Origin of the sequence: Actinomyces timonensis DSM 23838 (assembly GCF_000295095.1) — a bacterium.
Lineage (GTDB): Bacteria > Actinomycetota > Actinomycetes > Actinomycetales > Actinomycetaceae > Actinomyces > Actinomyces timonensis.
This window is the reverse complement of the sequence record NZ_JH806632.1, coordinates 868545-893549: the sequence shown is the minus strand read 5'-3', so window position 1 is coordinate 893549 and position 25005 is coordinate 868545. Positions and strand designations below refer to the sequence as shown.

Annotated in this window: 22 protein-coding genes and 1 tRNA gene; 10 read left to right on the top strand and 13 right to left on the bottom strand. The window is 73.1% G+C overall.

Going from position 1 to position 25005, the window contains the following annotated elements:
- Window position 1: 1 nt before the first annotated feature.
- The 5 genes from A1QA_RS0104015 to A1QA_RS14900 all read right to left on the bottom strand — a co-directional run bounded on the left by A1QA_RS0104015 (window position 2) and on the right by A1QA_RS14900 (window position 5089).
- On the bottom strand, window positions 2–1633 hold the full coding sequence (locus tag A1QA_RS0104015; protein ID WP_017177642.1) for a diacylglycerol/lipid kinase family protein: 1632 nt from the start codon (window positions 1631–1633) through the stop codon (window positions 2–4).
- Window positions 1634–1854: 221 nt separating this feature from the next.
- Window positions 1855–3528: an OmpA family protein gene (locus A1QA_RS13350; RefSeq protein ID WP_017177641.1), complete on the bottom strand. Its 1674-nt coding sequence runs from the start codon at window positions 3526–3528 to the stop codon at window positions 1855–1857.
- Window positions 3529–3751: 223 nt separating this feature from the next.
- Window positions 3752–4177 carry a YjdF family protein gene (locus tag A1QA_RS0104005; protein ID WP_017177640.1) on the bottom strand — a complete coding sequence of 142 codons (426 nt, stop codon included), beginning with the start codon at window positions 4175–4177 and terminating at the stop codon, window positions 3752–3754.
- Between the two features lie 160 nt (window positions 4178–4337).
- Window positions 4338–4787, bottom strand: coding sequence for a PIN domain-containing protein (locus A1QA_RS0104000; RefSeq protein ID WP_017177639.1), 450 nt, complete (start codon window positions 4785–4787; stop codon window positions 4338–4340).
- On the bottom strand, window positions 4787–5089 hold the full coding sequence (locus A1QA_RS14900; protein WP_167320638.1) for a type II toxin-antitoxin system Phd/YefM family antitoxin: 303 nt from the start codon (window positions 5087–5089) through the stop codon (window positions 4787–4789). Before A1QA_RS14900 ends, A1QA_RS0104000 begins: the two co-directional genes overlap by 1 nt.
- 139 nt (window positions 5090–5228) lie before the next feature.
- Here A1QA_RS14900 and A1QA_RS0103990 point away from each other — a divergent pair, with 139 nt between their 5' ends.
- Window positions 5229–6770: an MFS transporter gene (locus A1QA_RS0103990; protein ID WP_017177637.1), complete on the top strand. Its 1542-nt coding sequence runs from the start codon at window positions 5229–5231 to the stop codon at window positions 6768–6770.
- A 562-nt stretch (window positions 6771–7332) separates the two neighbouring features.
- Window positions 7333–7818 carry a hypothetical protein gene (locus A1QA_RS0103985; protein WP_017177636.1) on the top strand — a complete coding sequence of 162 codons (486 nt, stop codon included), beginning with the start codon at window positions 7333–7335 and terminating at the stop codon, window positions 7816–7818.
- A gap of 798 nt (window positions 7819–8616) precedes the next feature.
- Here the strand turns inward: A1QA_RS0103985 and A1QA_RS0103980 are convergent.
- Window positions 8617–8690: transfer RNA gene (locus tag A1QA_RS0103980), tRNA-Pro, on the bottom strand.
- Window positions 8691–8847: 157 nt separating this feature from the next.
- Between A1QA_RS0103980 and A1QA_RS0103975 the strand changes: the two genes are divergently transcribed.
- The gene (locus tag A1QA_RS0103975; protein ID WP_017177635.1) at window positions 8848–9711 is read left to right on the top strand and encodes an SDR family oxidoreductase; all 864 of its coding nucleotides are present in this window, start codon (window positions 8848–8850) and stop codon (window positions 9709–9711) included.
- A 61-nt stretch (window positions 9712–9772) separates the two neighbouring features.
- On the opposite strand, the gene A1QA_RS0103970 is transcribed toward A1QA_RS0103975, so the two are convergent.
- Window positions 9773–10786, bottom strand: coding sequence for a metallophosphoesterase (locus tag A1QA_RS0103970; RefSeq protein ID WP_017177634.1), 1014 nt, complete (start codon window positions 10784–10786; stop codon window positions 9773–9775).
- A gap of 45 nt (window positions 10787–10831) precedes the next feature.
- The gene (locus A1QA_RS0103965; protein ID WP_017177633.1) at window positions 10832–13201 is read right to left on the bottom strand and encodes a transglycosylase domain-containing protein; all 2370 of its coding nucleotides are present in this window, start codon (window positions 13199–13201) and stop codon (window positions 10832–10834) included.
- A gap of 259 nt (window positions 13202–13460) precedes the next feature.
- Here A1QA_RS0103965 and A1QA_RS0103960 point away from each other — a divergent pair, with 259 nt between their 5' ends.
- Window positions 13461–13787: a WhiB family transcriptional regulator gene (locus A1QA_RS0103960; protein ID WP_017177632.1), complete on the top strand. Its 327-nt coding sequence runs from the start codon at window positions 13461–13463 to the stop codon at window positions 13785–13787.
- 66 nt (window positions 13788–13853) lie between these two features.
- Window positions 13854–14012, top strand: a complete 159-nt coding sequence (gene sp36 / locus A1QA_RS15265; RefSeq protein ID WP_017177631.1) for a Sp36 family protein — start codon at window positions 13854–13856, stop codon at window positions 14010–14012.
- Between the two features lie 146 nt (window positions 14013–14158).
- Here the strand turns inward: sp36 and A1QA_RS0103950 are convergent, their stop codons facing one another.
- The gene (locus A1QA_RS0103950) at window positions 14159–14836 is read right to left on the bottom strand and encodes a Crp/Fnr family transcriptional regulator (protein ID WP_026048664.1); all 678 of its coding nucleotides are present in this window, start codon (window positions 14834–14836) and stop codon (window positions 14159–14161) included.
- A gap of 169 nt (window positions 14837–15005) precedes the next feature.
- On the opposite strand from A1QA_RS0103950, the gene nth reads away from it, so the two are divergent.
- Together nth and A1QA_RS0103940 are read left to right on the top strand one after the other, a co-directional pair.
- Window positions 15006–15677: an endonuclease III gene (gene nth / locus A1QA_RS0103945; protein WP_082181113.1), complete on the top strand. Its 672-nt coding sequence runs from the start codon at window positions 15006–15008 to the stop codon at window positions 15675–15677.
- A gap of 164 nt (window positions 15678–15841) precedes the next feature.
- Complete coding sequence (locus A1QA_RS0103940; protein ID WP_017177628.1) at window positions 15842–16738, top strand: alpha/beta fold hydrolase; 897 nt, start codon at window positions 15842–15844, stop codon at window positions 16736–16738.
- 24 nt (window positions 16739–16762) lie between these two features.
- Here the strand turns inward: A1QA_RS0103940 and A1QA_RS0103935 are convergent, their stop codons facing one another.
- The 4 genes from A1QA_RS0103935 to A1QA_RS13340 all read right to left on the bottom strand — a co-directional run bounded on the left by A1QA_RS0103935 (window position 16763) and on the right by A1QA_RS13340 (window position 20894).
- Complete coding sequence (locus A1QA_RS0103935) at window positions 16763–17083, bottom strand: branched-chain amino acid transporter permease (protein WP_017177627.1); 321 nt, start codon at window positions 17081–17083, stop codon at window positions 16763–16765.
- A 2-nt stretch (window positions 17084–17085) separates the two neighbouring features.
- A complete protein-coding gene (locus A1QA_RS0103930) occupies window positions 17086–17835 on the bottom strand; it encodes an AzlC family ABC transporter permease (RefSeq protein ID WP_017177626.1) in 750 nt (249 codons plus the stop codon).
- Window positions 17832–19736, bottom strand: a complete 1905-nt coding sequence (locus A1QA_RS0103925) for a hypothetical protein (protein WP_017177625.1) — start codon at window positions 19734–19736, stop codon at window positions 17832–17834. The genes A1QA_RS0103930 and A1QA_RS0103925 overlap by 4 nt, the downstream gene beginning before the upstream one ends.
- 135 nt (window positions 19737–19871) lie before the next feature.
- Complete coding sequence (locus A1QA_RS13340; protein ID WP_154652225.1) at window positions 19872–20894, bottom strand: hypothetical protein; 1023 nt, start codon at window positions 20892–20894, stop codon at window positions 19872–19874.
- A gap of 48 nt (window positions 20895–20942) precedes the next feature.
- Between A1QA_RS13340 and A1QA_RS0103915 the strand changes: the two genes are divergently transcribed.
- The 3 genes from A1QA_RS0103915 to A1QA_RS0103905 all read left to right on the top strand — a co-directional run bounded on the left by A1QA_RS0103915 (window position 20943) and on the right by A1QA_RS0103905 (window position 24825).
- Window positions 20943–22001 (top strand): Fic family protein, encoded by a 1059-nt coding sequence (locus tag A1QA_RS0103915; RefSeq protein WP_425265728.1) that lies wholly within the window; start codon window positions 20943–20945, stop codon window positions 21999–22001.
- Between the two features lie 149 nt (window positions 22002–22150).
- A complete protein-coding gene (locus tag A1QA_RS14895; RefSeq protein WP_017177621.1) occupies window positions 22151–23602 on the top strand; it encodes a cellulose synthase operon protein YhjQ/BcsQ in 1452 nt (483 codons plus the stop codon).
- Window positions 23599–24825, top strand: a complete 1227-nt coding sequence (locus tag A1QA_RS0103905; protein WP_017177620.1) for a TadA family conjugal transfer-associated ATPase — start codon at window positions 23599–23601, stop codon at window positions 24823–24825. The genes A1QA_RS14895 and A1QA_RS0103905 overlap by 4 nt, the downstream gene beginning before the upstream one ends.
- Window positions 24826–25005 lie beyond the last annotated feature (180 nt).

The following is a 25005-nucleotide window of genomic DNA, read 5'->3' as shown; positions in this document are numbered from 1 at the left end:
CTCAGCCGCGAGACGGGGCGATGACGGCCAGCGCCCCGGGGACCACCTCGATATCGAGGGCGCGGGTGGTGCCGGCGATGTCGCCGTCGAGCTCGAAGGGCACGGGCTCATCGGTGCGGATGGACACGCGCGAGGCCTGCGCGAGCGTGAGGCCCGACGGGACGCGGCCCGCGAGGATCATCGCGCCCATGCGCGCCCAGTCGATGACGCGGTCCGGGCGTGCCAGGAGGAGGTCCACCTTGCCGTCGTCCGGGGTGGCGCGCGGGAAGATCGTCATGCCGCCGGTGATCGTGCCGACGTTGCCCAGCAGCGCCATGACCATGTCGTGCTCCTCAGGGGCGGCGCCGTCGAGGGCGACGGTGGCGCGGAAGGGGCGCGGGCTGGCGTGATGCACCGCGGCGACGGCGTAGGCGCCGGCGCGGATGACCCTCTTGAGCTCGTCCTTCGTGTCCGCCATGATCTGGGCGTCCAGGCCCAGGCCCGCCATGACCGCGAAGGACTCCTGCCCGCAGTCCCAGGAGGCGCGCACGAGGTCGATGCGCGTGGGCTCGCCCGAGAGCGCCAGGCGCAGGGCGGCGTCGGTGTCGAGGGGGATGGAGAGGTTGCGGGCGAGCAGGTTGCCGGTGCCCGACGGGATGAGCGCCATCGGCAGTCCCGTCCCCGCGAGCTCACTGGCCACCGCCCGCACGGTCCCGTCCCCGCCGGCGACGAGGACGAGGTCGGCGCCGCTGGCGAGGGCCTGGCGGGCCATGGAGTGGCCGGGGTCCTGCGCCGTCGTCTCCAGCCACTGGGTGGGGCGCCATCCCGCGGCGAGGACCTCGGCCTCGATGCGGCGCCGCAGGAGGGACAGGTCGTAGAACTTCGTGGGGTTGTAGATGACGGCGGCGCGCTTGTCGACGCTGCGCGTGGGCAGGCCCAGGCGCGCCCAGGAGGACAGGATCGTGTCGATGCCTCCCAGGGCGAGGCTCGTGTTGGCCACCGCGGCGCCCCACAGGATGGCGCCGATCTGGTCGGAGGCATGCGCCAGGCCCATGGCCCACTGGCTGTAGCAGGCGGTGGCGATCGCGGCGATACCCGCCAGCCACCACACCGCCGTGTCCGAGGTGGGGCGCCGGTGGGCGCGAGTGAGCACGAGCAGCATCGAGGAGGCGATGGTGACGGCCGCGATCTGGGCGTTCGGGTACGCGCCGCCGACGACGGACAGAGAGTCGAGCAGATGCGAATGCGGGTGACTGATGTCCAGGGCGCTCGAGATGAGCCAGTGGACCGGGATGCCGGCCGCCGCCATGAGGAGGGCCAGGGCGAGGCGCCGCATCCTCTCCTTGAAGGACCACAGCGCGAGGGCGACGATGGCCGCCGTGATGAGGGCGGGGTGGGTGAGGAGGGCGTAGGCCTCGGCGATCTGGGCGCCCGCGGAGCGGGGCAGGAGCGGGCGGACGCGGGCGAAGACGGCGTCGAGGCGAGCGGTGCGGCCCGTGGCCACCAGCGCGCTCCAGGTGGCGAAGCCGATAAGGAGGACGACGGCGAGGAGGCGCTCCATCGCGCGCCCGGCGACCTCGCGGCGAGCACGGCGGTCGATGGGCTGGCGGTGCCGGGGCTCCCGCCGCGCGCGGGTCGCGGTGCTCGATCTCATCGGTCTGCTCATCGGCCTCCTTCCAGGGCAAGGCTAGTCCCCGCCTGGCGGCGGGCGCCCTGCGACCCTGCTCCCGAGATGCCGCGCGCCTGCGGCAGGGGGGCAGTTGGCGGGCGCGGGGACGAGCGTCTCGGCGACTTGCCTGGAGAGCATCGCGCCCGCGCGTGGGCGGGGACTATGGCCGGCCTGTGCGGTGGATGAGGAGCTGGTGCCCGCGCCGCTCAGCTGGCGGTGACGGGCACGTCGGTGATCCGCCAGGGCTGTTCCGCTCCGGAGCGCGCGCCCTCCTGGTGATCGACAATGAGGGTATCCTGGCCGACGTCGGGCCAGATGACGAAGGCGGTCGAGGTGCCCTCCTTGATGCCCCAATGCAGTTGTGTGTCAGCGAGAGGCCGGTGGTAGCCCTTGCCGCCGACGACGTAGTCGCAGGGCATGTACCGCAGACCCCCGGCCAGGAGCGTCACGCCGTCGAGTCCGGCGAAGGGGAAGGAGTCGCCGTCCTCCCCACGGGAGTTGGCGAATATGCCTCCGATGTCACTGTTGTCCTCGAACCAGGCGCGCGCCACGGTGCTCTCGGTATTGCCGGTGATGGTGAGCTTGCCCAGGAGGAGCCCACCGCGGCGGGTGATCGATTCGACCGTGATCGACGGGGAGACGGAGCCATCGTCTGAGGGGACGGCGAGGGCGCTGCCCGCGCCTGAGCCGACGGGTCCCTTGGCCTCCGGCAGTTCCCCGCCCGGGGCGGTGGATGGGGAGGCCGAGGCGGTCGAGGTTGTCTGAGTCGAGGTGCCTCCGGTGGGGGTGAGGGTGACGACGACGCGGCGGTTGGCGGCTCGGGCGGCGTCGTCGGTTCCTTGGACGGCGGGCTCGCTCTCGCCCTTGCCCTCCTCGGTGACGCTCCAGGCGTCGAGGGGGGTGAGCTGCCCGAGGCGGGTGTGGACGGCGGCGGCGCGCTGCTCTGAGAGGGTCTGGTTGAAGGCCTCGTCGGCGACGTCGTCGGTGTGGCCGACGATGGACAGCTCACCGCCGCTGTAGGAGGCGAGTTGGGCCGCCACCGTCTGGAGCTGGGTGTCGGCCTGGGCGGTGAGATCGTATTTCCCGAACTCGAAGGTGACGTCACTGGCCAGGGTGGTCGTGATGGAGGTGTCCGTGGTGCGTGAGGCGCTGGACTTGTCGAATGCCCGGGTGAAGGTATCGATGCTGGCGGGGGCGCTGATCTCGGCGAGGGTCGGCTGGTCGTCCTGGCGCTTGGAGTCATAGGAGGCCACGTCAACCTCGGCAAGGGCCTTGTCGAGGTCGACATCCGAGCCGAGGATTCCCGCCGCCTCGTCCTTGCTGATGACGGCCACCTCGGGGAACCCAGTGAGCGGCAGGAAGACGGTGACGCGGTCGGTGTCGACGGGCCCGAAGACGGCGTAGGCCATTCCGGACTGCCCCTTCTCCAGGGACCTTGCCTCGGTGGGGATCGTGCCGTCGATGCAGTTCCACACGCGCCGTCCGGCTGTGTCGATGAGCCGGGTCCCCGCAGCGGCGCGATTGTCGAGGAGTCCAGGCGCCTTCCACAGATGGGTCCAGCCCCATGTGCCGTTGTCCTCGTCGACGTCGTCGGTGGCGGCGTCATCGGCCATGCGCGTGATCCGCAGGGGAAGGATGGTCGTCTTCTCATCCATGGTGACCAGGGGTGCGACGTCGACGCTGATGTGATGGCCGGCGGTGAAGGACTCCACGGTCTGCCAGCCGCTGGGCGGAGGCGTACCGGTCTGCTGTGAGGGGGAGGCGCTGGCATCGGCCCCGCTGGTCTCAGAGGATCTGCTCCCGCAGGCTGCGAGCGCGGGGAGCCCGGCGGCGGTGAGGATGGGCAGGGTCAGGAGCGTGCGGCGTCGAAGAATCGGCATATCAGGGCCTCCAGAATCGTCCCTCGCAGGGAGAGGATGGACGGGCCGAGGAGGCGGTGCATCTCGGTGCATCCCAGCACCGCTTCCTCGCTGGCTGCTGCGAGCCTAGAACACCGCGGAATGGCGCCGCGATGGGGACGGATGTCCCGCTCCCCGTGGAGTATGGGGACTCCACGGGGAGCGGTGGGGAGGAGATGGGGAACCGGGATCGCGAGGATCCGCGTCAGTGCCCGCGGTGGCGGGCCTTGGCCTTCGCCCGGGCGATCTCGCGGCGCCGCTCGCGCTCCGCATCGCGGTCCTCCCGCCGCTGAGTGGAGGACGCCGCAGCACGAGCCTCAAGATCGGCCTGCATCGCCGCCTGGGCCGCCGTGCTCTCCCGGTGCCGCGCCGCCGCCTTCGCCGCCTCGCGCATCGCCCGCTTCGGGCCCACCCGCCGCTCCTGCGTGGAGCCCGTCCGCCGGACCCTGGGCGCGCTGTCCGCGCGATTGATGAGCGCGGTGCCGTTCTCCAGGAGCCAGCTGTGCAGCTCCGTGTCCGTGGGCTCGGGGCCGAAGGTCACTCGCGCCGCCCGGACCCAGCCGCCGTCGTCGTGCTCAAGCACGCCGACCCAGAACTGGCCGTTGAAGTAGACCGTGAACGTCGCTGACATGTCGTGTCTCCAGGTACGCCGAGGCGGACCCGGTGACGCTGGATTCTCCTCAGGGGAGCGACGGACGCCGCGGCGCCGCCCGGACTTCCTACCGGGCCGTGCGGTTCGCGCACCAGGAACTTGCCCGCCCAGACTAGCCGGTGCGGGCCCGCCGAGGCCATCAGGACCGGGCGTCATCCTCAAGGAGATCGACAACGGTGAGCCCATGCGCCGCTGCGGCGATCGACATGCGACGGTCATGGGTCAGCAGTGTCACCGGAGCCGCCGGGGAATCCAGAATAAGAGCGCTCGCGAGGTGGATAGCGTCAAGCGATCGGAGCGCCTTGGTGAGGGTCCTGGCGCGTTGAACCACCTCCGCGTCGATACGCACCCGCCGTAGGTGGCCCAGGAAACCGTCGACGCTGGACGACGGGAGACCACCGCGATGAGCCACGTGGGCGAGCTCGACGTCGATGAGGACCGATGAATACAGGTCGGCGTCGTCGAGCGCGGCTCTGATGATGCGCGCGGCGCGCTTGCCCACGCGCGCGTACTCCTCCCGCAGCTCTGGAGGGCCTTGCCCTGGGAAGAGCGCGATCCCTGCGAACGAGGTGTCCAGGTAGAAGGGCATTAGACGCGATCCCGCCGATCCTCGTCGAGAATCTGGTCGGTGGTCATGCCGTCCGGCAGGCTGAGTGACGGCAGGCGCGATCCTTTCTCCCATTCGCTGCGTGGGAGCTCGATGCGGCCCTGGCGGATCATCTGGTCGATATGCGACTCATCCTGCCGAACGGGAACGATGGTCGCCTGGGGAACCCCGCCGAGCGTCACGGTGACTGGGGTGCCGGTAGCGGCGACGGCGCTGAGCACTTCGCCGGTGCGGCGGCTGAGCTCCCTCGCGGTGATCGTCGCGGGCTCCATCGTGGATGTCATGTCATACATGCTAGCCATCGATGACTGACATGTCAGCGCCTGAATGAGATGCCCCCGCCCAGGAGGTAGATCTTCGCCCGGGGCGAGTCACCTGCGAGTAACCTGCGGGTCAGAGCCCCTGCTGCTGGGGCACGAGGGGATGAGCACCGTGCGCAGTGACGACGCGAGCCACAGCCAGGCAGCCGGGCCTCCACCCTCGAAGCGCGCGCTCGCCCTCGTGCTCATCTGCACCGTGAGCTTCATGAACGTCCTGGACATCACCGTGGTGTCGGTTGCCCTGAGCGATATCGGTCAGAGCTTCGCCGCCTCCCAGGCCCAGCTGCAGTGGGTGGTCAACGCCTACACCCTGCCACTGGGCGCCCTGCTCATGTCCGCGGCGACGCTGAGCGGCAGGCTCGGCCGACTGCGCCTCTTCCGATGGGGGCTCGTGCTCTTCACCCTCGGCTCCCTGCTGTGCGCGCTCGCACCCTCGATCCTCGCCCTCAACGCCTCCCGAGCGCTCCAAGCCATCGGCGGCGCGATCTTCCTCGGCGTCGGCGTTCCCATGATCTCCGACCGCTACCCCGCTGGCCGTGAGCGCGCCCGCGCCACGGGAATCTACGGCCTCATCTCCGGAGTAGCCATCGCCGTCGGACCCCTCGCGGGCGGGGGCCTCGTCCTGGCCGCCGGGTGGCGCTCGATCTTCTGGATCAACGTCCCCGTGGGGCTTATCGCCTGGGCGCTGTCCTGGCGGGTGGACGACCCGGGCCCCAACCGCCAGGGCGCGGGCGTCGATTGGCCGGGAACGCTGCTCGCCATGGCCGCCACCGGAGGCGCCACAGTGGTGTTGCTGGAGGGTGCGGCCTGGGGTTGGGGCAGCGCGCGCGCCCTCGGCGGCGCGATCGCCTCGGCGACCGCGCTCGGGGCGCTCGTCGTCGTCGAGCGACGCACAGCCGCGCCCATGATCCCCGGGCGCCTCTTCTCCAGCGGGCTCTACGTGGTGAGTATCCTGACCGGGTTCGCTGTCCAGGCGGGTCTGGTGGGGCAGATGCCCTGGCTGTCCCTCTACGCGCAGAACATCTACCTGCTGTCACCCCTCCAGGCGGGCCTGTGCTTCCTACCCTTCAGCCTCGCCGCCATCGCCGGGGCCTGGCTGTTCAGCGGCGGCCGGCGCTGGACATCGGCGGCCCGGCTGCTGGGGATCCTCGTCTGCGGGAGCGCGGCGCTGTGCTCCTGGGCGCTTATCTACGGCTCGACGACGTGGCTCGTCCTCCTGCCAGGCCTCATCCTCGCCGGGATCGCGGTGGGCGCCGCGGGGACCGTGGTCAACGAGCTCGCCGTGGCCTCCTTCGAGGGCGACGACGCCGGTGCGGCCTCAGGTCTCTCCGCCGCGCTGAGGCAGATCGGCGTCGTCGTCGGTGTTGCTGTCTCCGGGGTCGGGTTCGGCAGTGCCAGCGAGCATGTCGTCGGCGCGGGCTGGCCAGCGGGGACGGAGGCGCTCATCGGCAGCGTGCGGTCGGGGGAGGGACTGCGCTCCGCTGTGATCGCGAGGGACGGCGACGGCGCCGCCCTGGAGGCGATCATCCGCCACGCCACCGACTGGGGGATGGTGAGCAGCTTCGCCGTCGGGCTCGCCCTCATGCTGACGGTCCTCGCCTGCGGGGCCCGGATGCTGCGGGTGCCGCGGCAGGGCTGCGCGTGAGGCGGAAGGGCCGGTCGGGCCCGCGGGCCTGTCAATTCTGCTGCCGTGGGGGACGACGGCGTTGTGGAGTCGTCGGTGGATCGTTGGAATGGCGCGGGTGATGACGGCGGGATCGAGCCTCGTGAGCAGCGACGGCAGCAGAATTGACACAGTGGCTGATGGGGTGGCTGTCGGAGGGGTGGTCGGGGGGGCTCGGCCCGGAACCGTGGCGGGGCTGGCGGGAGCGGCCCGAGAGACGAGGGCCGCGGATGGTGGGCCCGGGCCAAGCCCCCGACCACCCCGCAAGACGCGGCGAAGAGCACCGGCCGGTGGCGCGGTCGCTGCGCTGGGACGCCATGGCACACAGCTGCCGTGGTCCTGGATCGCTGGGCTGGTGGCACTGACGCTCGCCGCCGTGGTCACCATGCTGTCGTCCGATCCCACCCGGCTGCACGGAGAGCCCCGCGGAGTGCACCTGCCCGTGGAACCGGCTACCTGAGCCCAGGGGTCCGGCTGCTCGCCATTGCCCGGGGCGCGGCCGCCGCCTACAGTGGATTGCCCAGCGTGCATCGCAGGGGGAGTCATGATCCGCAATGTCCATGAGCGCAGCATCCCGGCTGATGCCGAGGCGGCCGGAGTCCTGCTCGATGGCCTGGGCCGTCCTGGGGACCGCCTGTGGCCCTCGCAGTTCAGATACCCGATGGTGCTGGACGCCCCGCTAGGGGTCGGGGCCGACGGCGGCCACGGTCCCATTCGCTACCACGTCGTCGAGTACGAGCCAGGGCGGCGGGCGCGCTTCGCCTTCCACCGGGGTGTAGGCATCGAGGGATTCCACGAGCTCGAGATCCAGGCCCTGCCCCGCGGCCGCTGCCGGATGCGCCACGTGCTCATGGGGCGGACGCGCGGCAGGATGCGCCTGCTCTTCCCCGTCCTGGTCGAGCCCCTGCACGATGCCGTGATCGAGGACCTGTTCGACAATGCCGAGCGTGAGCTCACTGGAGGGGTCAGGTGCCCGGCGAGGCACCCGGCCTGGGTGAGGCACTGGTCGCGCAAGGAGCGCCGTCGATGACGCGGGCCTGGGCTTTCGCGGGCTGCGCTGCGGTACTTGCGGGGCGCTGCCCCTGGCCGTGACGCCGCACTCGACGCTCGGTCACCGGGTTGCGGCCGACCCCGCCGCAGGGCATCAGTCCGCGGATGGGTACCCGATGAGGCCACCCGTCCCGCGGTCGTGGCTGACGATGATGCTGGGTGTCAAGCCTCAGGTTTTGTGGAGGCTTGTTTATCTGGTTCCGGCTAGCGCGGGTTGGCGCTCGCCGGCGCGCAGGACTCGCCTCGTTGCGGACGCGCCCAAGGGTTGTGGACGCGTCTGAGGGTTGCCGACGCGCCCCGGGGGAACGTCCGCAACCCCGAGGCACGTCCGCAACCCCCACGCGCGTCCACAAGCGCAGGGCTTGGCAATCGAGCGGTGGCAGCCCTGACCTGTAGAACCAGAACCAGCAGAATAAGTCCTGTAAGCCCGGATCGAGCGGCTGTCGGAGGGGTGGTCGGGGGCTCTGCCCGGGACCGTGGCGGGGCTGGCGGGAGCGGCCCGAGGGACGAGGGCCGCGGATGGTGGGCCCGGGCCGAGCCCCCGACCACCCCTCAACACGCGGCGAAGCCCGATGGCCTGCGGCCACCGGGCTTCTTCTCGTCGGGGTGTTCGGCCTGGCGGCCTACAGCCCCTTCCTCCTCGGAGGTCTCACGAGCAAGCTCGCGGACCTCCTCGTCGTCGGGGTCTTGGCCTGCGGCCTTCGACCCCCTCCTCGGCGAAGAGCGCCGCCCCGTTCAACTTCGCAAGCTCGTTGACGGGGCGGCGCTCTTCTTCTCGTCGGGGTGGCGGGATTTGAACCCACGACCTCTTCGTCCCGAACGAAGCGCGCTACCAAACTGCGCCACACCCCGTGTGTGCAGCGGCAACTATAGCCGGGCCGCCCGCGCCGAGGGAAATCACCGCCGCTCGCCCAGCCGGTGTCGTCTATCACGGGGAGCTGCGGCCGGAAGGGCGACGCCGGGCCGCCCGCCCCTTGCCCGCGCCCACGCGGCACGGTTGACTGACCCCATGACCAGCGCAGACCTCGCCCTTGACCCGCTGCCGCTCGCAGGCCGAACGGTCCTCATCACCGGGGTCAGCCGCCGCGCTGGCATCGGCCACGCCATCGCCTGCCGCGCCGCCGCGCAAGGGGCCAGCGTCGTCGCCCACCACTACTCGCCCCATGACGCCGCCCAGGCCTGGGGCGCTGACGACATCGACGCGGTCATGGCCTCCATCGCCACCCATCTCACCGACGGCGCCCGCCTCACTCCCGTGGGCGCCGACCTCGCCGCCTCCGGCGAGCCCGTCCGCGTCGTCGACGCCGCCGTGGAGGCCGCCGCCGACGCCGACCACCCGCTCACCGCCCTCGTGTGCAACCAGGCCATGAGCGAGCCCGACGCCGCCCTGCTCGACATCACCGAGGACGTCCTCGACCGCCACTGGGCCGTGGACGCCCGCGCCTCGATCCTCCTCGCCCAGGCCTTCGCCCGCGCCGTCATCGGGGAAGAGCCCGGGGGAGAGGCCGATGGGCCCGCCTCCGACCCCACCCGCGCGATCGTCTTCCTCACCTCCGGCCAGGCCCAGGGGCCGCTCCCCGGCGAGATCGCCTACGGCGCCGCCAAGGCCGCCATCGCCGGCATATCCCTGACCATCGCGGACGAGCTCGCCGACCACGGCATCCGCGTCAACACTGTCAACCCGGGCCCCGTCGACACCGGCTATCTCACCGCTGAGGCCTTCGAGTCGATCCGGGGCATGTTCCCCTTCGGCCGGTTCGGGGAACCCGACGACGCCGCCCGGCTCATCACCTGGCTGCTGTCCGATGACGCCCGCTGGATCACCGGTCAGGTCATCAACTCCGAGGGAGGCTTCGCCCGCTGGCGCTCCTAGGCCCCAGCCGGGCCCGCGCCCCAGCCAGCCGCACGCCCAGGTGTGCTCGGGCCCAGGCGCCTCAGCGCGCAGGGACGAGCGTGAGCAGCGTCGCCTCCGGGCGGCAGGCCACGCGCACAGGCGTGTACGGGCTCGTGCCCAAGCCAGCGCTGACGTGGAGGTACATGTCCCCAGCCGCCGCCGGATCGCCGATCCGCCCCGGCCACTGGGACAGGCGCTGCGTCACCCGCCGCCGGTCCAGGTCGCAGTTCGTCACGAGCGCGCCGAAACCGGGCAGGCAGAGCTGGCCACCATGGGTGTGCCCCGCCAGGGCGAGGGCGACGCCGTCGCCGGCCATCGCGTCCAGGACCCGCTGGTAGGGGGCGTGCGCGAGGCCCAGGCGCAGTGCGCGCCCCGAGCGGTCGAGGACCGGCGGCAGGAGCGTGGCTGAGGCGGCGCCGTCGGAGCCCCCTGCCCCCGAGGGGTACGCGTCCCGCTCGGCGTGAGGATCGTCGACGCCGACGAGGTCCACCCGCTTGCCGTGCGCGGTCAGCGCGCCGCGGCTGTTCGTCAGATCCACCCAGCCTCCGGAGGCCTGCAGCTCGATGACCTCCCGCCAGGGCAGTTCGACGAGGTGGTCGCGCGCGTCCTCGGCGTCCGCCGTGCGCGGGTCGCGGCGCAGGTAGCGGGTCGGCAGCTTGAACACCGAGGAGTAGTAGTCGTGGTCCCCCAGGACGAAGGCCCCCGGTAGCCCCACGAAGGGCTCGAGCGCGCGGTGGAGCGGCTCCAGGCCGGAGGCGAAGGAGAGGTGGTCCCCCGTGGAGATGACGACGTCGGGGTGCTCGGCGGCCAGGCCCCGCACCCAGGCGACCCGGGCCTCGGTGCGATCGGTCAGATGCAGATCGGCCAGGTGGAGGATCGTGAGTGGCTCCTCGCCGTCGGCCAGGACGGGCACGGTGAAACGGCGCAGCACCGGCATGCGCGCCTCGAGGAGCGCGTAACCGAGACCGCCGGCGCCGAGCGCGGCGAGGCCGCCCATGGCGCGGACCGCGCCGAGGCGCGAGCGGTGGGAGGAGGAGCGTGAGAGAGCAGTCATGGTTGCCATATCGCAGGGGCCGGAGTCGCGGGTGCTCGCCGGCGGTCAGCGGTTGCCGCCCGCCGGTCCTGTCGCCACGACGTTGCCGGAGCCCGAGGGGCTGAGGCCGATCGTGAACTCCTTGCGGCTGGCCGCCGTCGGCACGGCGCCAGGCGCCTGCCCGGCGGGGAGGGCGGCGTCGGCCTGCGCGGCCGCCCCGGACTGATCCGTGGGCGCCGACTGAACCGCCTGCGCGCCCGCCTGGGCAGCGCCGCCGGCGTCGCCGGGGACCTGCCCCGACGTCGTCTTGGCGTTGCCGCCCGAGGGCTGCGCGGGCTGGCCAGGGCCCAGGCTGACCTGGGTGAAGGGCTCTGCCCCGGTCCCCGCCAGTGAGGTGTCCATGAACTGCTTCCACATGGGCGCGGGCGCGTCGGAGCCGTACATGGTGCCGTAGTAGCGCCCGCCGATGTACTGCCCGTTCATCGGCTTGGTGCCCTCAGAGTGGCCCATCCACACCGCGGAGGACAACTGCGGGGTGAAGCCCACGAACCAGGCGTTGTCCATCTCCTCCGTGGTGCCCGTCTTCCCCGCGGCCTGTCTGCCCGCGAGGGCGTAGTTCTTGGCGGTTCCCTGACCGCCGAGGACGTTCGTGAGGGTCAATGCGACCTTATCCGCCGCGGTCTGGTCCATCACCTGCGAGCAATCAGCGCTCGGGACCGCCATCTCGGTCCCACTGTGGTCCGTCACCTTGTTGATGGCGATCGGCTTGCAGTAGACGCCGTGCGCCGCGAAGGTCGCGTAGGCGTTGGCCATATTGAGCGGCGGGACGTTCATGGTGCCCAGGGTGATCGAGGGTCGGGGATCAATGGGGCTGCCGTCGGTCTTGGTCACACCCATCTTGGAGGCCAGGTCTGTCACCGCGCAGATGTCCATCTGCTGGATCATCTTGGCGTAGGCGACGTTGATGGACATCGCCGTGGACTGCACGATGGTGTGGTTCCCTCCCTCGCCCGGGTTGGCGTTGCCGACCTTCCACTGCTCGACGAAGGTGTCGTCACTGCAGGAGATGTTCCAGTTGGCCGCCGGGAAGGTCACGGGATCGGTGTTGATGGTCTCGGTCCCGGACCGGCCCATCTGGTACCACTCGGCGAGCACGAAGGGCTTGAACGAGGAGCCTGGCTGGAAGCCGTTGTTCTCGATGCCGCCGTGCTTGTAATCGGCGGAGAAGGAGATCTGTGAGACCGAGGAATCGTTGCTATCCGTCCCATAGGTCGTGTTCTGGGCCATCGCCTGGATCTTCCCCGATCCGGGCTCGACGGCGACGATGGCCCCCTTGACGTTCGAGGGGTCGCCGATGGGGACGTAGTTGGCGATGGTGTCGTCCGCGGCCTTCTGCTTGTTCGGGTCCAGGGTGGTGGTGATCTGCAGGCCCCCGCGCAGGAGGAGCTGGTTGCGCTCCGTAGCGGTCTTGCCGAACAGCTCGGAGTTCTGGATCTCCCCGACGACGTAGTCGCAGAAGTAGGCCGCGGATCCCGCGGAGGCGCAGCCTCCGACCTGGTTGGTGACGTGGAGGATGTCGCTGATCTGGGTGGCCACACCCTGGTCGTACTGGGCCTGGTCGATGAACTCGTTGTCCAGCATCTTCTGCAGGACCCAGTCCATGCGGTCCTTGGCCAGGTCGGGATAGGCCACCGGGTCATAGGCCCCCGGCGCGTTGGTCAGGCCCGCCAGCAGCGCGGCCTCGGGGATGGTCATGTCCTTCGCCGAGTGGCTGAAGTAGTGCTGCGCGCTGGCCTCCACCCCGTAGGTGGAGGGGCTGAAGGCGGCGATGTTGAGATAGCCCTCGAGGATCTGGTTCTTGGCGTCCGGGAGGGTCTTCTCCAGGGTCAGGGCGTACTTGATCTCCCGGAGCTTGCGCGCCGTCGTCGTCTCCGTGGCCGCGCGGATCTTCGTGGGGTCGCCACTGCGGATGCCCGCCTCTACCAGGACGTTGCGCACGTACTGCTGGGTGAGGGTGGACGCTCCCTGGCGGTCGGCGCCCGCCGCGTTGGAGGCGAGCGCGCGCAGCATGCCGGTGGGGTCGACGCCCTTGTGCTGGTAGAAGCGCTGGTCCTCGACGGCGATGACGGCGTTCTGCACGTTCTGGCTGATATCGGCCAGCGGCACCACGATCCTGTTCTCGGCGTAGAACTGGGCGATCTCCGTGCCGTCGGAGGAGCGCAGGACCGAGACCTGGCTCGGCTCGAGCACCTTGAAGTCATCGGGGAGGTCCTCGAAGAACTCCAGCGACGCCTTCGAGACCACGCTCGCGGCCCCCACGAAGGGCACGGCGAACCCGGCGGCGAGGACGCCGCCAACGGTGGACATGACGATGAAGGCGAGGAGCGCCGACATGAGCTGGCGAGAGTCGAGGGTGCGCGCAGGAGTCTTCGACATGCCCCCAGACTACGTGTTCAGCGGGCTCGGTGCAGGGGCGGGTGGCACGGGTCGCATCTGGCGGTCCGAGTGCTGGGCAACCGGCCCTCAGGTGGCGCGCCGCCTTCAGGCCGCCTTCAGGCCGCGATCGGGCATTGTCCAGCGGGGTCTGCAGGATGTCGCGGGTGGGAGCGGATTTGCTGGAACGGGCCTGCCTGCTTTACCGTCGGAGTGTGTGACGGGTCTGACAACGATGCTGGACCTGACCGCTGGAGATGGGATGAGGATGATCGACCAGACCTGGGCGGCGCGCGCGGCCTGCGCGGATGCGGAGCCTGACCAGCTCTTCGGCAAGGGCGCGGAGCAGCGCGACGCGCGGACCCTGTGCTTCACCTGCCCCGTGAGAATGGAGTGTCTGGCTGAGGCCCTCGACTCCGAGTCGTCATTCGGGGTGTGGGGTGGCCTGACCGAGCGTGAGAGGCGCGCCCTGCTGCGCCGCTTCCCCGAGGTCGAGGACTGGAGCGAGTGGCTGCGCCGCGAGGATGACGAGCTGGTCGCCGAGATCCACGCGCGCCGGGCCCCCCGGATCCTCGCGCGGGTGCGCTGACGGCTCCGCCGGCGCCCGCCCTGGCGCCGCTTCCCGGTGGCCTCGACGGCCCGTAGTCTTGGCGCCATGACTACTTGGGAATACGCCACTGTCCCCCTGCTCACGCACGCCACCAAGGCGATCCTCGACCAGTGGGGCGCCGACGGCTGGGAGCTCGTCCAGGTCGTCCCCGGCCCCACCGGCTCGGAGAACCTGGTCGCCTACATGAAGCGCCCCCGCGCCTGAGCCGCCGGGGCGCGTCCGAGGCGAGGCGCCCGAGGCCGCAGGGCATGCCCGGCCCGCGGAGGCCGCCGCGCTGGCCGAACACAGACCACGGCTGAGGGGCGCGCGGCCGTGCGAATGGGCCCGCGCGAGTGGGCCCGCGCGCGGCCTCAGCGGGCGCGCCGGCGCAGGCGGTCGACGTCGAGCAGCGTGACGGCCCGGCCCTCCAGGCGGATCCAGCCGCGAGAGACGAACTCGGCCAGCGACTTGTTGACGGTCTCGCGGGAGGCGCCGACCAGCTGGGCCAGCTCCTCCTGGGTGAGGTCGTGGGGGACATGCACGCCGTCGTCGGTGGCCGATCCGAAGCGATCGGCGAGGTCCAGGAGGGCCTTGGCCACGCGGCCGGGCACGTCGGAGAAGACGAGGTCGGCCAGGGCGACGTTCGTGCGGCGCAGGCGCTGGGCGAGCGCCCGCAGCATGTCCTTGGCCAGGGCCGGGTGGGTCTCGATGAAGCTCATGAGCTGGTTGTGCTCCAGGGCCAGCAGCTCGGTGGGCGCGACGGCGGTGGCCGTGGTGGAGCGGGGGCCCGGGTCGAACAGGGTGAGCTCGCCGACGACCTCGCCGGGGCCCAGCACCGCCAGGAGGTTCTCCCGGCCGTCCATCGAGGCGTGGCCGAGCTTGATCTTCCCGCTGAGCAGGATGTAGAGGCGGTCGCCGGGATCGCCCTCGTTGAACAGGGTCTCGCCGCGGCGCAGGGTCGTCTGCGCCATCATGGCGCGCAGCTCCTCCTGCTCCTCCTGATTCATGCCCTCGAAAAGTGGGATTCTGGAAATCATGTTGTCTTCCACGAAGCTCCTCCAGTGCTATCGGTGCGGTGGTACTCGGGCTCGCAGTGACGTCCGATCGCTGTCCGGGGGTTCCCGGAGGCTCATGGGCGAGCGCTGGCGCCTATACTGCCACGCCTTGTGACATGAGGCACGCAGCCGAGGGTTGTAGTCTCGCAACACTAGGCGGCCGATGCAATGGGACGCGATGAGGAGGGGACGAATGGCGGAATCGCTCGCAGCGCGGGCCCGGGCTGTTGATGACGCGCTCTCGGCCGTTTACCCGGATGCCCATTGCGCGCTCAATCATGACGGGCCTTATCAGTTACTGGTGGCCACGGTCCTATCCGCGCAGACCACGGACGCGAGGGTCAACACCGTGACCCCCGAGCTCTTCACACGATTCCCCGATGCCGCCGCGCTGGCGGCCGCTGATCCGGAGGAGCTGGAGGCGATCATCCGGCCGCTCGGGATGCAGCGCACCCGGGCGGAGCGGCTCATCGGCCTGGGGCTCGGGCTGAGTGGGCGCTTCGACGGCGTCGTCCCTTCCGATCGCAAGGCGCTGGCCTCCCTGCCGGGAGTCGGCCGCAAAACCGCGCATGTCGTGCTCGGCAACGCCTTCGGGATCCCAGCGATCACGGTGGACACGCATGTGGGCCGGCTCGCGCGCCGCCTGGGGTGGACCGAGCAGACCGACCCGCTGCGCGTCGAGCGCGATATCGCGGCGCTGTGGGAGCAAGAGCGCTGGACCGACGGGTGCCACCGCCTCATCGAGCACGGCCGGGCCGTGTGCCACGCGCGCTCGCCGCGCTGCGGGGACTGCCCCCTGGCGGCCGAGGCCCTCTGCCCCCGCGTCGGTCTCTAGCCCTCGCGCCGAGACCGGGCGATCAGCACGGCGAGACCGGGCGAACAGCGCCGCGAGATGCGAAACCACGCAGCAATTCAGAATCTCGCGGTGCTGTTCGCCCGGTCTCGCTCATAGGGGGAGGTGATGGGAAGGTGGGGCGGGGGCGCCGATAGGGTGGGGGCATGCCAGTCGCTATCGCTCGCCCCGGCCCGTGGACCCACCGCGACCTCACCGCCGGTGGGACCCGCTTCCACGCCGCCCTGGCCGGGCCGGAGGACTCCGCATCGCTCATCCTCCTGCTCCACCCGTTCCCCGAGTGCTGGTGGGCCTGGCGCCACGTCCTCCCGCGCCTCGCCGAGGCCGGGCACCGCGCCGCGGCCCTCGACCTGCGGGGCTTCGGCGGCTCGGACCGCCCTCCCTCCGGCCACGACCTGCACACCCTCGCCGAGGATGCCGTGCGCGTCGTCGCCGCTCTCGGCTATGAGCGGTGCGCCGTCGTCGGCGCGGGTCTGGGCGGGCAGGTCGCCTGGGTCATGGCGGGGATGCGCCCCGATCTCGTCGCCGGGATCGTGCCAGTCGCCGCGCCGCACCCGGTGGCGGTGCGCTCCCTGCGCGGCCGCGCCTTCTTCTCCGGCACCGCCGTGCAGCAGTTGACCCTGCGCATCCCCGTGCTGCCGGAGCGCGCGCTCACCTCGCACCAGGGCATGGAGCGCCTGCTGCGCTCCTGGGTCGGCCGCGGCAGGGCGGAGCGCGTCCTGGAGGCCTCCGACTACTACGCCGACCTGCTCGCCCGGCCCGGGGCCGTGCGCGGCCCCATCGAGACCGTCAAGCGCAGCCGCCTTCGCCGCGCGGAGATGAGCGCGCTGGCCGCTCCCATCGCCGTGCCCGTGCTGTCCATCCAGGGGGAGAACGACCCCGTCCAGCCCGCCCAGGCGCACGCCCGCGACTCCCACCACGTCTCGGGATTCATGCGCAAGACGGTGCTGCACGGCGTCGGGCACTACCCCGCCGAGGAGGCCCCCGACGAGCTCATCGAGGTGGTTCTGCCCTTCCTTGCCGAGGTCGCCCCGGCCGCCTGAGGGCGCGGGTCCGCCCTCCCCGCGCTACGCCAGTGCCAGGCTCGCCGCCACGTACACGCCCGTCCCGCCGATGAGCGACAGGCCGATCGAGCGGCGCCACAGGTGCAGTCCGGCCGTCGCCCCGATACCGGCGACGGCGGGCAGCCAGGACGCCGGGGCCAGGGTCACGCCGTCGAGCGTGTAGGCCACGAGCACGATCATGACCCCCAGCGGCATGGCGCTGGCCAGGAAGGCGAGCAGCGGCGACCGCCTGCCGCGCAGCAGCGCGAAGGGCGCGATTCTGCAGGCAAGGGTGATCGCGGCCACGATGACGACGGCGATCGTGATCTCGGGATTGGACAGCATCGTCATTCGCCCCCGCCCAGGCCGGCCCCGCTCGCGCGACGGCGGCGCACCGCGTACAGCCCGACGAGCCCCAGCGCCAGCACCCCCAGCGCGCTCAGCAGCGCCGCCGAGCCGCCCATGGCCAGGCCCACCGCGCCCGAGACAAGCCCGACGCACAGGGCCGCCGCATCCGGGTGGGCCCGCCAGTTCTCGATCGCGAGCACGACGAACAGGGCGGTGAGGACGAAGCCCAGCAGGCTGATCCGCTCCCCGATCGCGTCGGCCAGCCACTGGCCGGCCAGCGCGCCCGCCGTCGTCCCGCCGATCCAGGAGGACTGGCTGATGAGCTCCACGGTGAGCACGTAACGGCCCGTCATCGCGTGGCGGTCCTTGGAGGACAGCAGCGCGTACACCTCATCGGTGATCGCGTGGACGGCGTACAGGCGCGCCAGCGCCCGGCCGCGCACGCGATCCAACGGGAAGCCCAGCCCGTAGAAGACATGCCGACCGGAGACGAACAGGGTGGAGGCGGCGATCGCCCCGAGGGGCTCGCCCGCCCCGGCCAGGGGGACGAGCAGCATCTGCATCGTGCCCGAGTAGATGACGACGCTCCAGATCGGCGCCCACCACCAGGCCAGGCCCTGGGCGGCAAGGAGCATCCCCGCCGCCAGGCCCAGCGTCACATAGCCGACGACGATCGGCATCGCGTCGCGGGCCGCGTCCCTGGCGCTCGCCATCGGTGCGGGGACCGCGGCGGGCGCGGGCGGCGTCATGAGGCCTTGCGCACGCGGTCGATGATCTCCTGCTCGCGGCGCCCGGCGCGGCGCGCGGAGTGGGAGACGATCCCGACCATGAGCACGACCATCCCGACCAGCAGGAAGGTGCCGCGGGACAGGTCGAGCCACAGGAAGTCCAGGAGGTCCTTGCCCAGAGAGGTGCGGTCGGCCGCCGCGCCGAGGGCCTGCTCGAGGACCCGGTGGGTGGCCGCGGGGGCGACGAGGCCGGGAATGCCGGCCAGCGCTGTCAGGGCGCCCACGAGGATCGTGCCCAGGGAGGAGCGGCGCGCCATCCACAGGCCCACGCCCAGGCAGAGGGCGCTCAGGGCGATGACGATGACCCCGTTGACGCTCATCGCGCCCTCAGGATCGCGGGCGGCCGTGGTCCCGAAGGCGTGCCGTGCCGTGTGCCCGAAGAACCAGGACAGGGGCAGCAGGACGACGGCGATGAGGATCCCCGCCCAGTGCGAGCCGAAGCGCGAGGCCGGCTTGCCGACGACGGTCGAGCCGTCCAGCAGGACGTCGTCGTCGACGCCGCTCCCCTCATCGGCGGGGGCCTCGTCACGGGACTCGGCGCGGCGACGGCGCCGGGTGGGGGCCGCCGCGGGGGAGGCGGCGGAAGCCGCGGCGCGCCTGCCGGAGCGCGTGGAAGAACGGGCGGCGCCGGCGGCGATGGCCTCGGCGTCGTCGTCGGACGCTCCGGGGGCGATGACGGAGGACCAGTCCGGGGCGGCCTCCTCGGGCGAGGCCACCGGCGCGGCCGGCTGGGAGGGCAGAGGGGGCGCGGGCGGCAGGGGACTGGAGGAGGGGTCCGGCGTCCAACTGGACTCGCTCGTCCAGTGCGTGCTGGATGGCTCCGGCTCGGCGGGGGCGCTGGCCGCCTCGGCGCGCAGGGAGGGCGTGCCGACGCCCGGCGTAGGGGCGGAGCCGCCGGTCAGCGCGCTGGTGGCCGACGCGGTGCTGCCAGCGCTGGCGGTGCTGGTGGCGCTCCTCGCGCTGCTCGCGCTCGCAGTGCTTGCGGCGCTAGCAGTGCTGGCGGGGCTGGAAGCGTCCGCGATCCCGGCTCCGTCGACGCCGCCGACGCCGTCGGCGCTCGCGGGGAGGCCATCGCCGTCGGCGGCCTGCTGGCCATCCTCATCGGCATCCTCGACGGGGATCGTCGGAGGGAAGAGCGAGCGGCGCCGCACCGCCGTCGACTCCCGCTGCTCGTCGGGGTCACGGGGGCGGCTCCGGCGCCGGATCGGCGCGCCGGGAAGCGGGGGAGGGACAGCGACGGTCTGCGCGGCGGCGGAGGTGGCCGTGCCCTCGGGCCCCGTCGCGGCGGGCTCGCCCACCGGCTCCGGCGCGTCCTGCTCGGCGCCGTCGTCGGCCGCCGCTTCCGCAGCGTTCTCAGCCTGCTCGGCCCGCTCTGCCTGCTGGGCGCGGGCGGCCTCGGAGGCCTCGTACTCGGCCGCGATCTCCTCGTCGGAGTGGAAGGGGTCGGAGGCAGGCCGGCCCATCGGGTAGGTCGCGGGGCCCGTGGCCAGGGCCTTCTCATCGAGCGCGGCGAAACCCTGGCTGACGGCGTCGTCATCGGCGCCGACTGCCCCGGCGCCGCGCGACTCCTGGGCGTCCCCGCTGGGCGCGGCGTCGTCGTCGGCCCGGGTCTGGCTGGCCTCCTGGTCGCGCCGCGCGGCGAGGGCCGCCCCGGTGCCCGGGGGGATGGAGCCGGGCAGTCCGTCGGGCAGGCTCGGCCCTCCGGCCGCGATGATCTCGCCGTTCTCCCCGACGACGGGGGCCAGGGACGGCATCTCCAGGGAAGGGGCGGGCTCGCTGGCCGAGTCGAGCGGCTCGATGGTCTGCTCGGGGGTGCTGGCGCTGCCGAGCTCGTCGGGCTGGTCAGGACTGTGGGTGGTCACGGGGCCTCCTTCTTCGGGACCACCGTAGTGGGGGGCGGGCGCCGGGCCCGGGAGGCGTGCCGGTGGCCTGCGCCTCGCGCGCCCGGGGCGCGGCCGCCGCCTCAGCCCCGCGTTGATCCCGCTTCGATCCGGGGCTCAGGCCTCCAGGGTGACGGCGCGCTGGTCGGCCCAGGATTCCTTCTCATCGGCGATGCCCTGGCGGCGCGCCACATGCGCCCCCCAGCCGATCGCGCTCACAACCGCGCCCAGCATGAGGACGGCGCTCGCCGTCGGCTCGGTGGTCAGGTGGGGAACGAGCGCGCCCTGGCCGGAGGTGGACGCGGAGAGGAAAGCCGGGATCGCGCCGATGAAGAGGATCGGGCCCGCCACTCTCGCGCCCAGGGAGGAGTGCGTGACGCCGGCGCCCGCGCCGATCGAGGCGAGGAGGATGCCCGCCAGCGCCCAGGGGGACAGCGGCGCGTCGCCACTGGCGACCATCGAGGGGTAGGCGCGGTCCGCAAGGGTGATCGAGGCGAGCGAGCAGACGGTCACCCACGCCAGCGAGAAGAGATGGTCATTGCGGCGCGACGGCGGGGCGGTGGGCGTCGAGCCCTGCTCCTGGTCCGAGCGGCCCAGGCGAGCCGAGAGGCGGGCCCAGGCGCGGCCCCCGCGGCGCGCGCGGCGCAGGCCGAAGGAGCCGCCGATGAGCAGTCCCGCGAGGATGAGGACGGCGCCGGTGGGGATGAGCTGGCGGGCCCAGGCGTACGGGGCGGAGGCGGCGCGCCCGCTGGAGGCGAGGATGACCGCTTGCGCGGCGATCGCCACGAGGCCGCCGATGAGGCCTCCCAGGGAGGAGCGCTGGCCGAAGGCCGCCTGCACCGCCGTGCTCACGACGACGAGCGCGACGAGCAGCGCCACCCCCACGAGCAGTCTGCCCTGCGAGGAGGCTTGGCCCGCGAGCCCGGTCAGCGCCAGCGTGAAGGGCGCCAGCGCGGCGCCGAGCACCGCTGCGGCGATGTGGTCGCCCCGGCGCCCGCGCGGCGCCGGGGCGCTCGCGGGGCTGGCCGGGGAGGTGGCGGCGAGGCCGCCAGCAGGGGTGGGGGTGGGAGCTGGGCCGCTGCTTGGCGACGGCGCCGCGCTGGGACGGGCGCCCTGGGGAAGGGATCTCGAGGAGGTCACGGGCACAGCGTAGTTCGCGGCGGCCCGTAGAGTGGCACAGTGATCACCATGGGAGCGAGTGATGGCCGGTCGGCGGGCGCTCCGGGCGGGCGCCGGGGCGGCCTCGGGGTGGCCAGCGGCAACGGCGGGGCGGGCAGTGCCCGGCGTGCTGGTGGCGCCGCAGGGGGAAGCGCTCATCGCGCCCTCGTCAGCGCCCTGACCACGATCGCCGACGACGATCGCGTCGCCCGCGCGCAGGAGGCGGTGCGCGAGGCCAGCGCGGAACTGCGCTGGCACGAGGCGTTGCGGCGGCGCTGGCGCGAGGCCCGGGCGGAGGCCGCCATCCGGGGCGCCATCGCCTCGGGCGCGATCGAGGGGGCGCTGGTGAGCGCCCCCGAGCTGCGGGAGCGCGTTGCCGCTGGAGGCCTGGACAGGCCGCTGAGCGGGGATCCCTCGCTCGACGCCGTCGCCGGGATCTGGCGCGCGGGCGCGCGGCTGGCGGGATTCATGGCGGACCTGCGCGGTCAGAGCCGGCCCGCCGAGCCCTCCCCGCGATCCCTCCTGACCAGCCTGCACCGCGACATCGCGGGCCCGCTGGCGGCGTCGGGCGCCATCGGGCTCGACGAGGTCGCCGTGCCGCGCACAGCGCTCCCCGGGGGCACGCCGAGCAGCGGGGGCACAGGCTCCGCGGGGGAACCAGAGGCGCTGGGGGCGGCGCCGCGCGAGGGCGGTCCCGGGCCGGCCCCCCAGGGCCAGGCCCTGGCCGAGCGGCTCGACGCCCTCCTGGCGATCATCGCGGCGCCCGGCGTCCCAGCGCTGGTGCGCGCCGCCGTCGTCCATGGGGAGATGATCGCCATGCGGCCCTTCACCGCCGGTAACGCGGCGCTCGGCCGCCTCCTCGTGCGCCACCTCATCACCCGCGACGGCCTGGAGCCCACGGGCGTGGCCGTCCCCGACGCGTACGCGCGACGCGCTCCCGGGGCCTACAGCGACGCGGCTGCCGCCTACGCGCGCGGCGACGCCGAGGGCGTCATCACCTGGACGGTGTGGCAGGCCGAGGCGATCCTCGTGGGCATCACGGAGGGCGCCGAGCTGTGCCGGGCCATCCAGGCGGGGCGGGCTGAATGACACGGTGAGGGCGCGGCCGCCCGGGAACCACATGCGCTCAGGCGGGCGCTCAGCGGCGCCTCCTGTGGAGACCCGCCCCGCGCTCGGGCGCGGCCGGGCAACCCTGGAGGCGGTACCCACCCACCGACCCGCCCGCGAAGGAGCCCGCCATGCGCCACGCCGCCTCCCGCTCCACCCATCCAGGCCTCCCAGCGCTGCGCGGCCGCCCGGGAGCGCGGCCCGCCCGCCCAGGGCCCCCGGGCCCCGTGGGCACTGGAGGCGGCGAGGGCGCCTGGCCACGCGGGGAGGACCCCGACGACTGGCCCTTCGAGGCCAGCGAGGGGGCGCGGGCGGGGCTGCCGGTGGAGGAGGCCGGGGAGGCGATGGGGGAGGCGATGGCCGACGGCGCCGTCGTCGCCGTTCTCCTCCGTCCCGATCCAGACTCCGGCGCCCCGGAGGAACCACTGCCCGGATGGGCCGCCGATATCGTCCTGGCCTGCACAGGCCTGGATCCCCAGCCCCTCGTGTGCTCGTACCCTGAGGAGCCCCGGGCGGCCTCCGATCTCGCCCAGCGCGCGCGTGCCCTGCGGCGCCGCACCGGCGCCGCCCACGCCCTCATCCTCGTTCCCGACGACGTCCCTGGCCTCGCCGAGAGCCTGTCCCACCGCGCGGGGATCACCGCCGCCACGCTCCATGAGGCGCTCGACGCCCCGCAATCCGGGGCGCTGGCCTCACTCATCATCGCCACCTGCCACCCCAGGCGCGCCCGCGTCATCGCGCTGACCGGGGCCCGTGGAGGATTGGGGACGACGACGATCCTGCTGCTCCTTGCCCGGGCCATCGCCGCGGAGGGACACAGCGTCGCCATCGTCGACCTCGACCCCGCCGGCGGCATCGACCTCATGATGGGGGAGGGCGTCCGGCCGGGCCTGCGCTGGTGGGACCTGCCCGAGCAGGAGGGCGCCTACCATCCCGAGCGCCTCGCCCAGGCCCTGCCGCGCTGGTCCGGGATCCGCTTCCTCACCGGCGATCCGCGCGGCGGCCCTGTGAGCGCCCAGCAGGCCGCCGCCGCGCTGGCGGCGCTTGGCGCCTGCCACGACGTCGTCCTGGTGGACCTCCCCCGCGGTACCGAGCCGCCGCCAGGGGCCGAGGTCGTCATCGTCATGGGATGCGATGTCCGATCCGCCGAGGCCGCCGAGGCCATCGTCGCGCGCCTCGCCGCCAGTTGGCCTGCTCGGGAGGGCGACGACGACGGCGGGGTTGAGACGAGCGGAGGACCTGGGGCGCGGGGACTGCCGCATGCCGCCTCGTCGCTGCCCCCAGCCGCCCCTGCGGAGACGGCCCCCACCGAGGCGCCGCGGTGCCTCGGCCTGGTCCTGCGCCAGATCGGGGAGGACCTCGCGCCCGAGGAGATCACCGGGCTCACCGGTGCCCAGGTGCTGGGGCGGGCGCCGTCGGACCACTCGATCGCCGCCCGCATCGCCCGGGGCGATGATCCCGCCCGCAGCCGCGGCTCCTTGCGACGGGCCGTCCGCGCGCTCGCCGCCCGGCTCCTGGAGGAGGACGACGACGCCGAGCCGCGGGCCCCCTGGGAGGCCGACCTCGGGGCGGGCCAGCCATGAGCCCGCGGCCCGCCCCGCGCGGGGCCCAGCGGTCGCGCCCCGACCCAGCCCCGGACCTCGCCCGCATCCGCGGCGCTCTCGCCCGGGGCGCGGGCCTCGGCCAGGCGCTCAACGAGGGCGCCGCCCCCACCACCGGCGCGACGGGCATCGCCTCCCTCACCCGCCTCGTCCACGCCGACGTCGACGGCGCCGGGGCGGCCCTCACCCCGCTCCTGGAGGCCGAGGGCGTCACCGATGTGCTCGTCGGGGGCGGGATGACCTGGATCGACCGGGGAAGCGGCCTCGAGCCCGTCCCCGCCGCGCGCCTGGACGAGCCCGAGGCCCGGGCACTGGCGGTGCGCATGGCCGCCTCCGCCGGGCGGCGCCTCGACGACGCTGCCCCGATCGTCGACGCCACCCTGTCCGACGGCACCCGGCTCAACGCCGTCCTCCCGCCGCTGAGCGCCGACGGCACCCTCATCTGCCTGCGCACGAAGCGCCGTCGAGCCTTCACCCTGCCCGAGCTCGTCGACGCCGGGACGATCGCCTCCGGCCTCGACCACACCCTCGCCGCGCTCGTGGAGCGGCGCGCCTCCTGCCTCATCACAGGCGCCACCGGGACCGGCAAGACCACCCTCCTCGCCGCGCTCCTCGGGCTCGTGCCCACCGACGAGAGGATCGTGTGCATCGAGGAGGCCAGCGAGCTCGCCCCCGACCACCCGCATGTCATCCACCTCCAGGAGCGCGGGGACAACGTCCAGGGCGTCGGCGCCGTCCCCATGACCGTGCTCGTGCGCACCGCCCTGCGCATGAGGCCCGACCGCATCGTCCTGGGGGAGTGCCGAGGCCCCGAGGTCCGCGATGTCCTCACCGCCCTCAATACCGGGCACGAGGGCGGGTGGGCGACGCTCCATGCCAACTCCCCGGCGGACGTGCCCGCCCGCCTCACCGCGCTGGGCGCGCTCGCGGGCCTCGATGAGATCGCGGTGGCCGCGCAGGCCGGCAGCGCCCTCGACGCCGTCATCCACCTGCGCCGCGAGGCCCACCCGTCCGGGGCGCGGCGCCGGATCGCCTCCCTGGGGCTTCTGTCCCGCGAGCGGGACGGCCGCCTGGCCTGCCATGAGGCCCTGCGCATTCTGGCTGATGGCGCCATGGAGGCAGGGCCGGCCTATGAGGGGCTGCTCGCGCTCACCGGGGGAGCGGGCGGCCCCACTGCCTCTGCTGAGATGGGGGAGGCGTCATGAGCGGTGTCGCCAGTTCAGCGGCCAGTTCAATGGGCGGCGCGCTGCTCAGTTCAGGAGGCGCCTCAGCGGGCGGTGCGGCGCCCCTCCTCGTGGCACTCCTCATCGCGACGGCGGTGGCGGTGCTCCTCCTGCCCGCCCGCCGCGAGATGCGCCCGCCGCCAGAAGGCGCGGGGGATGGCA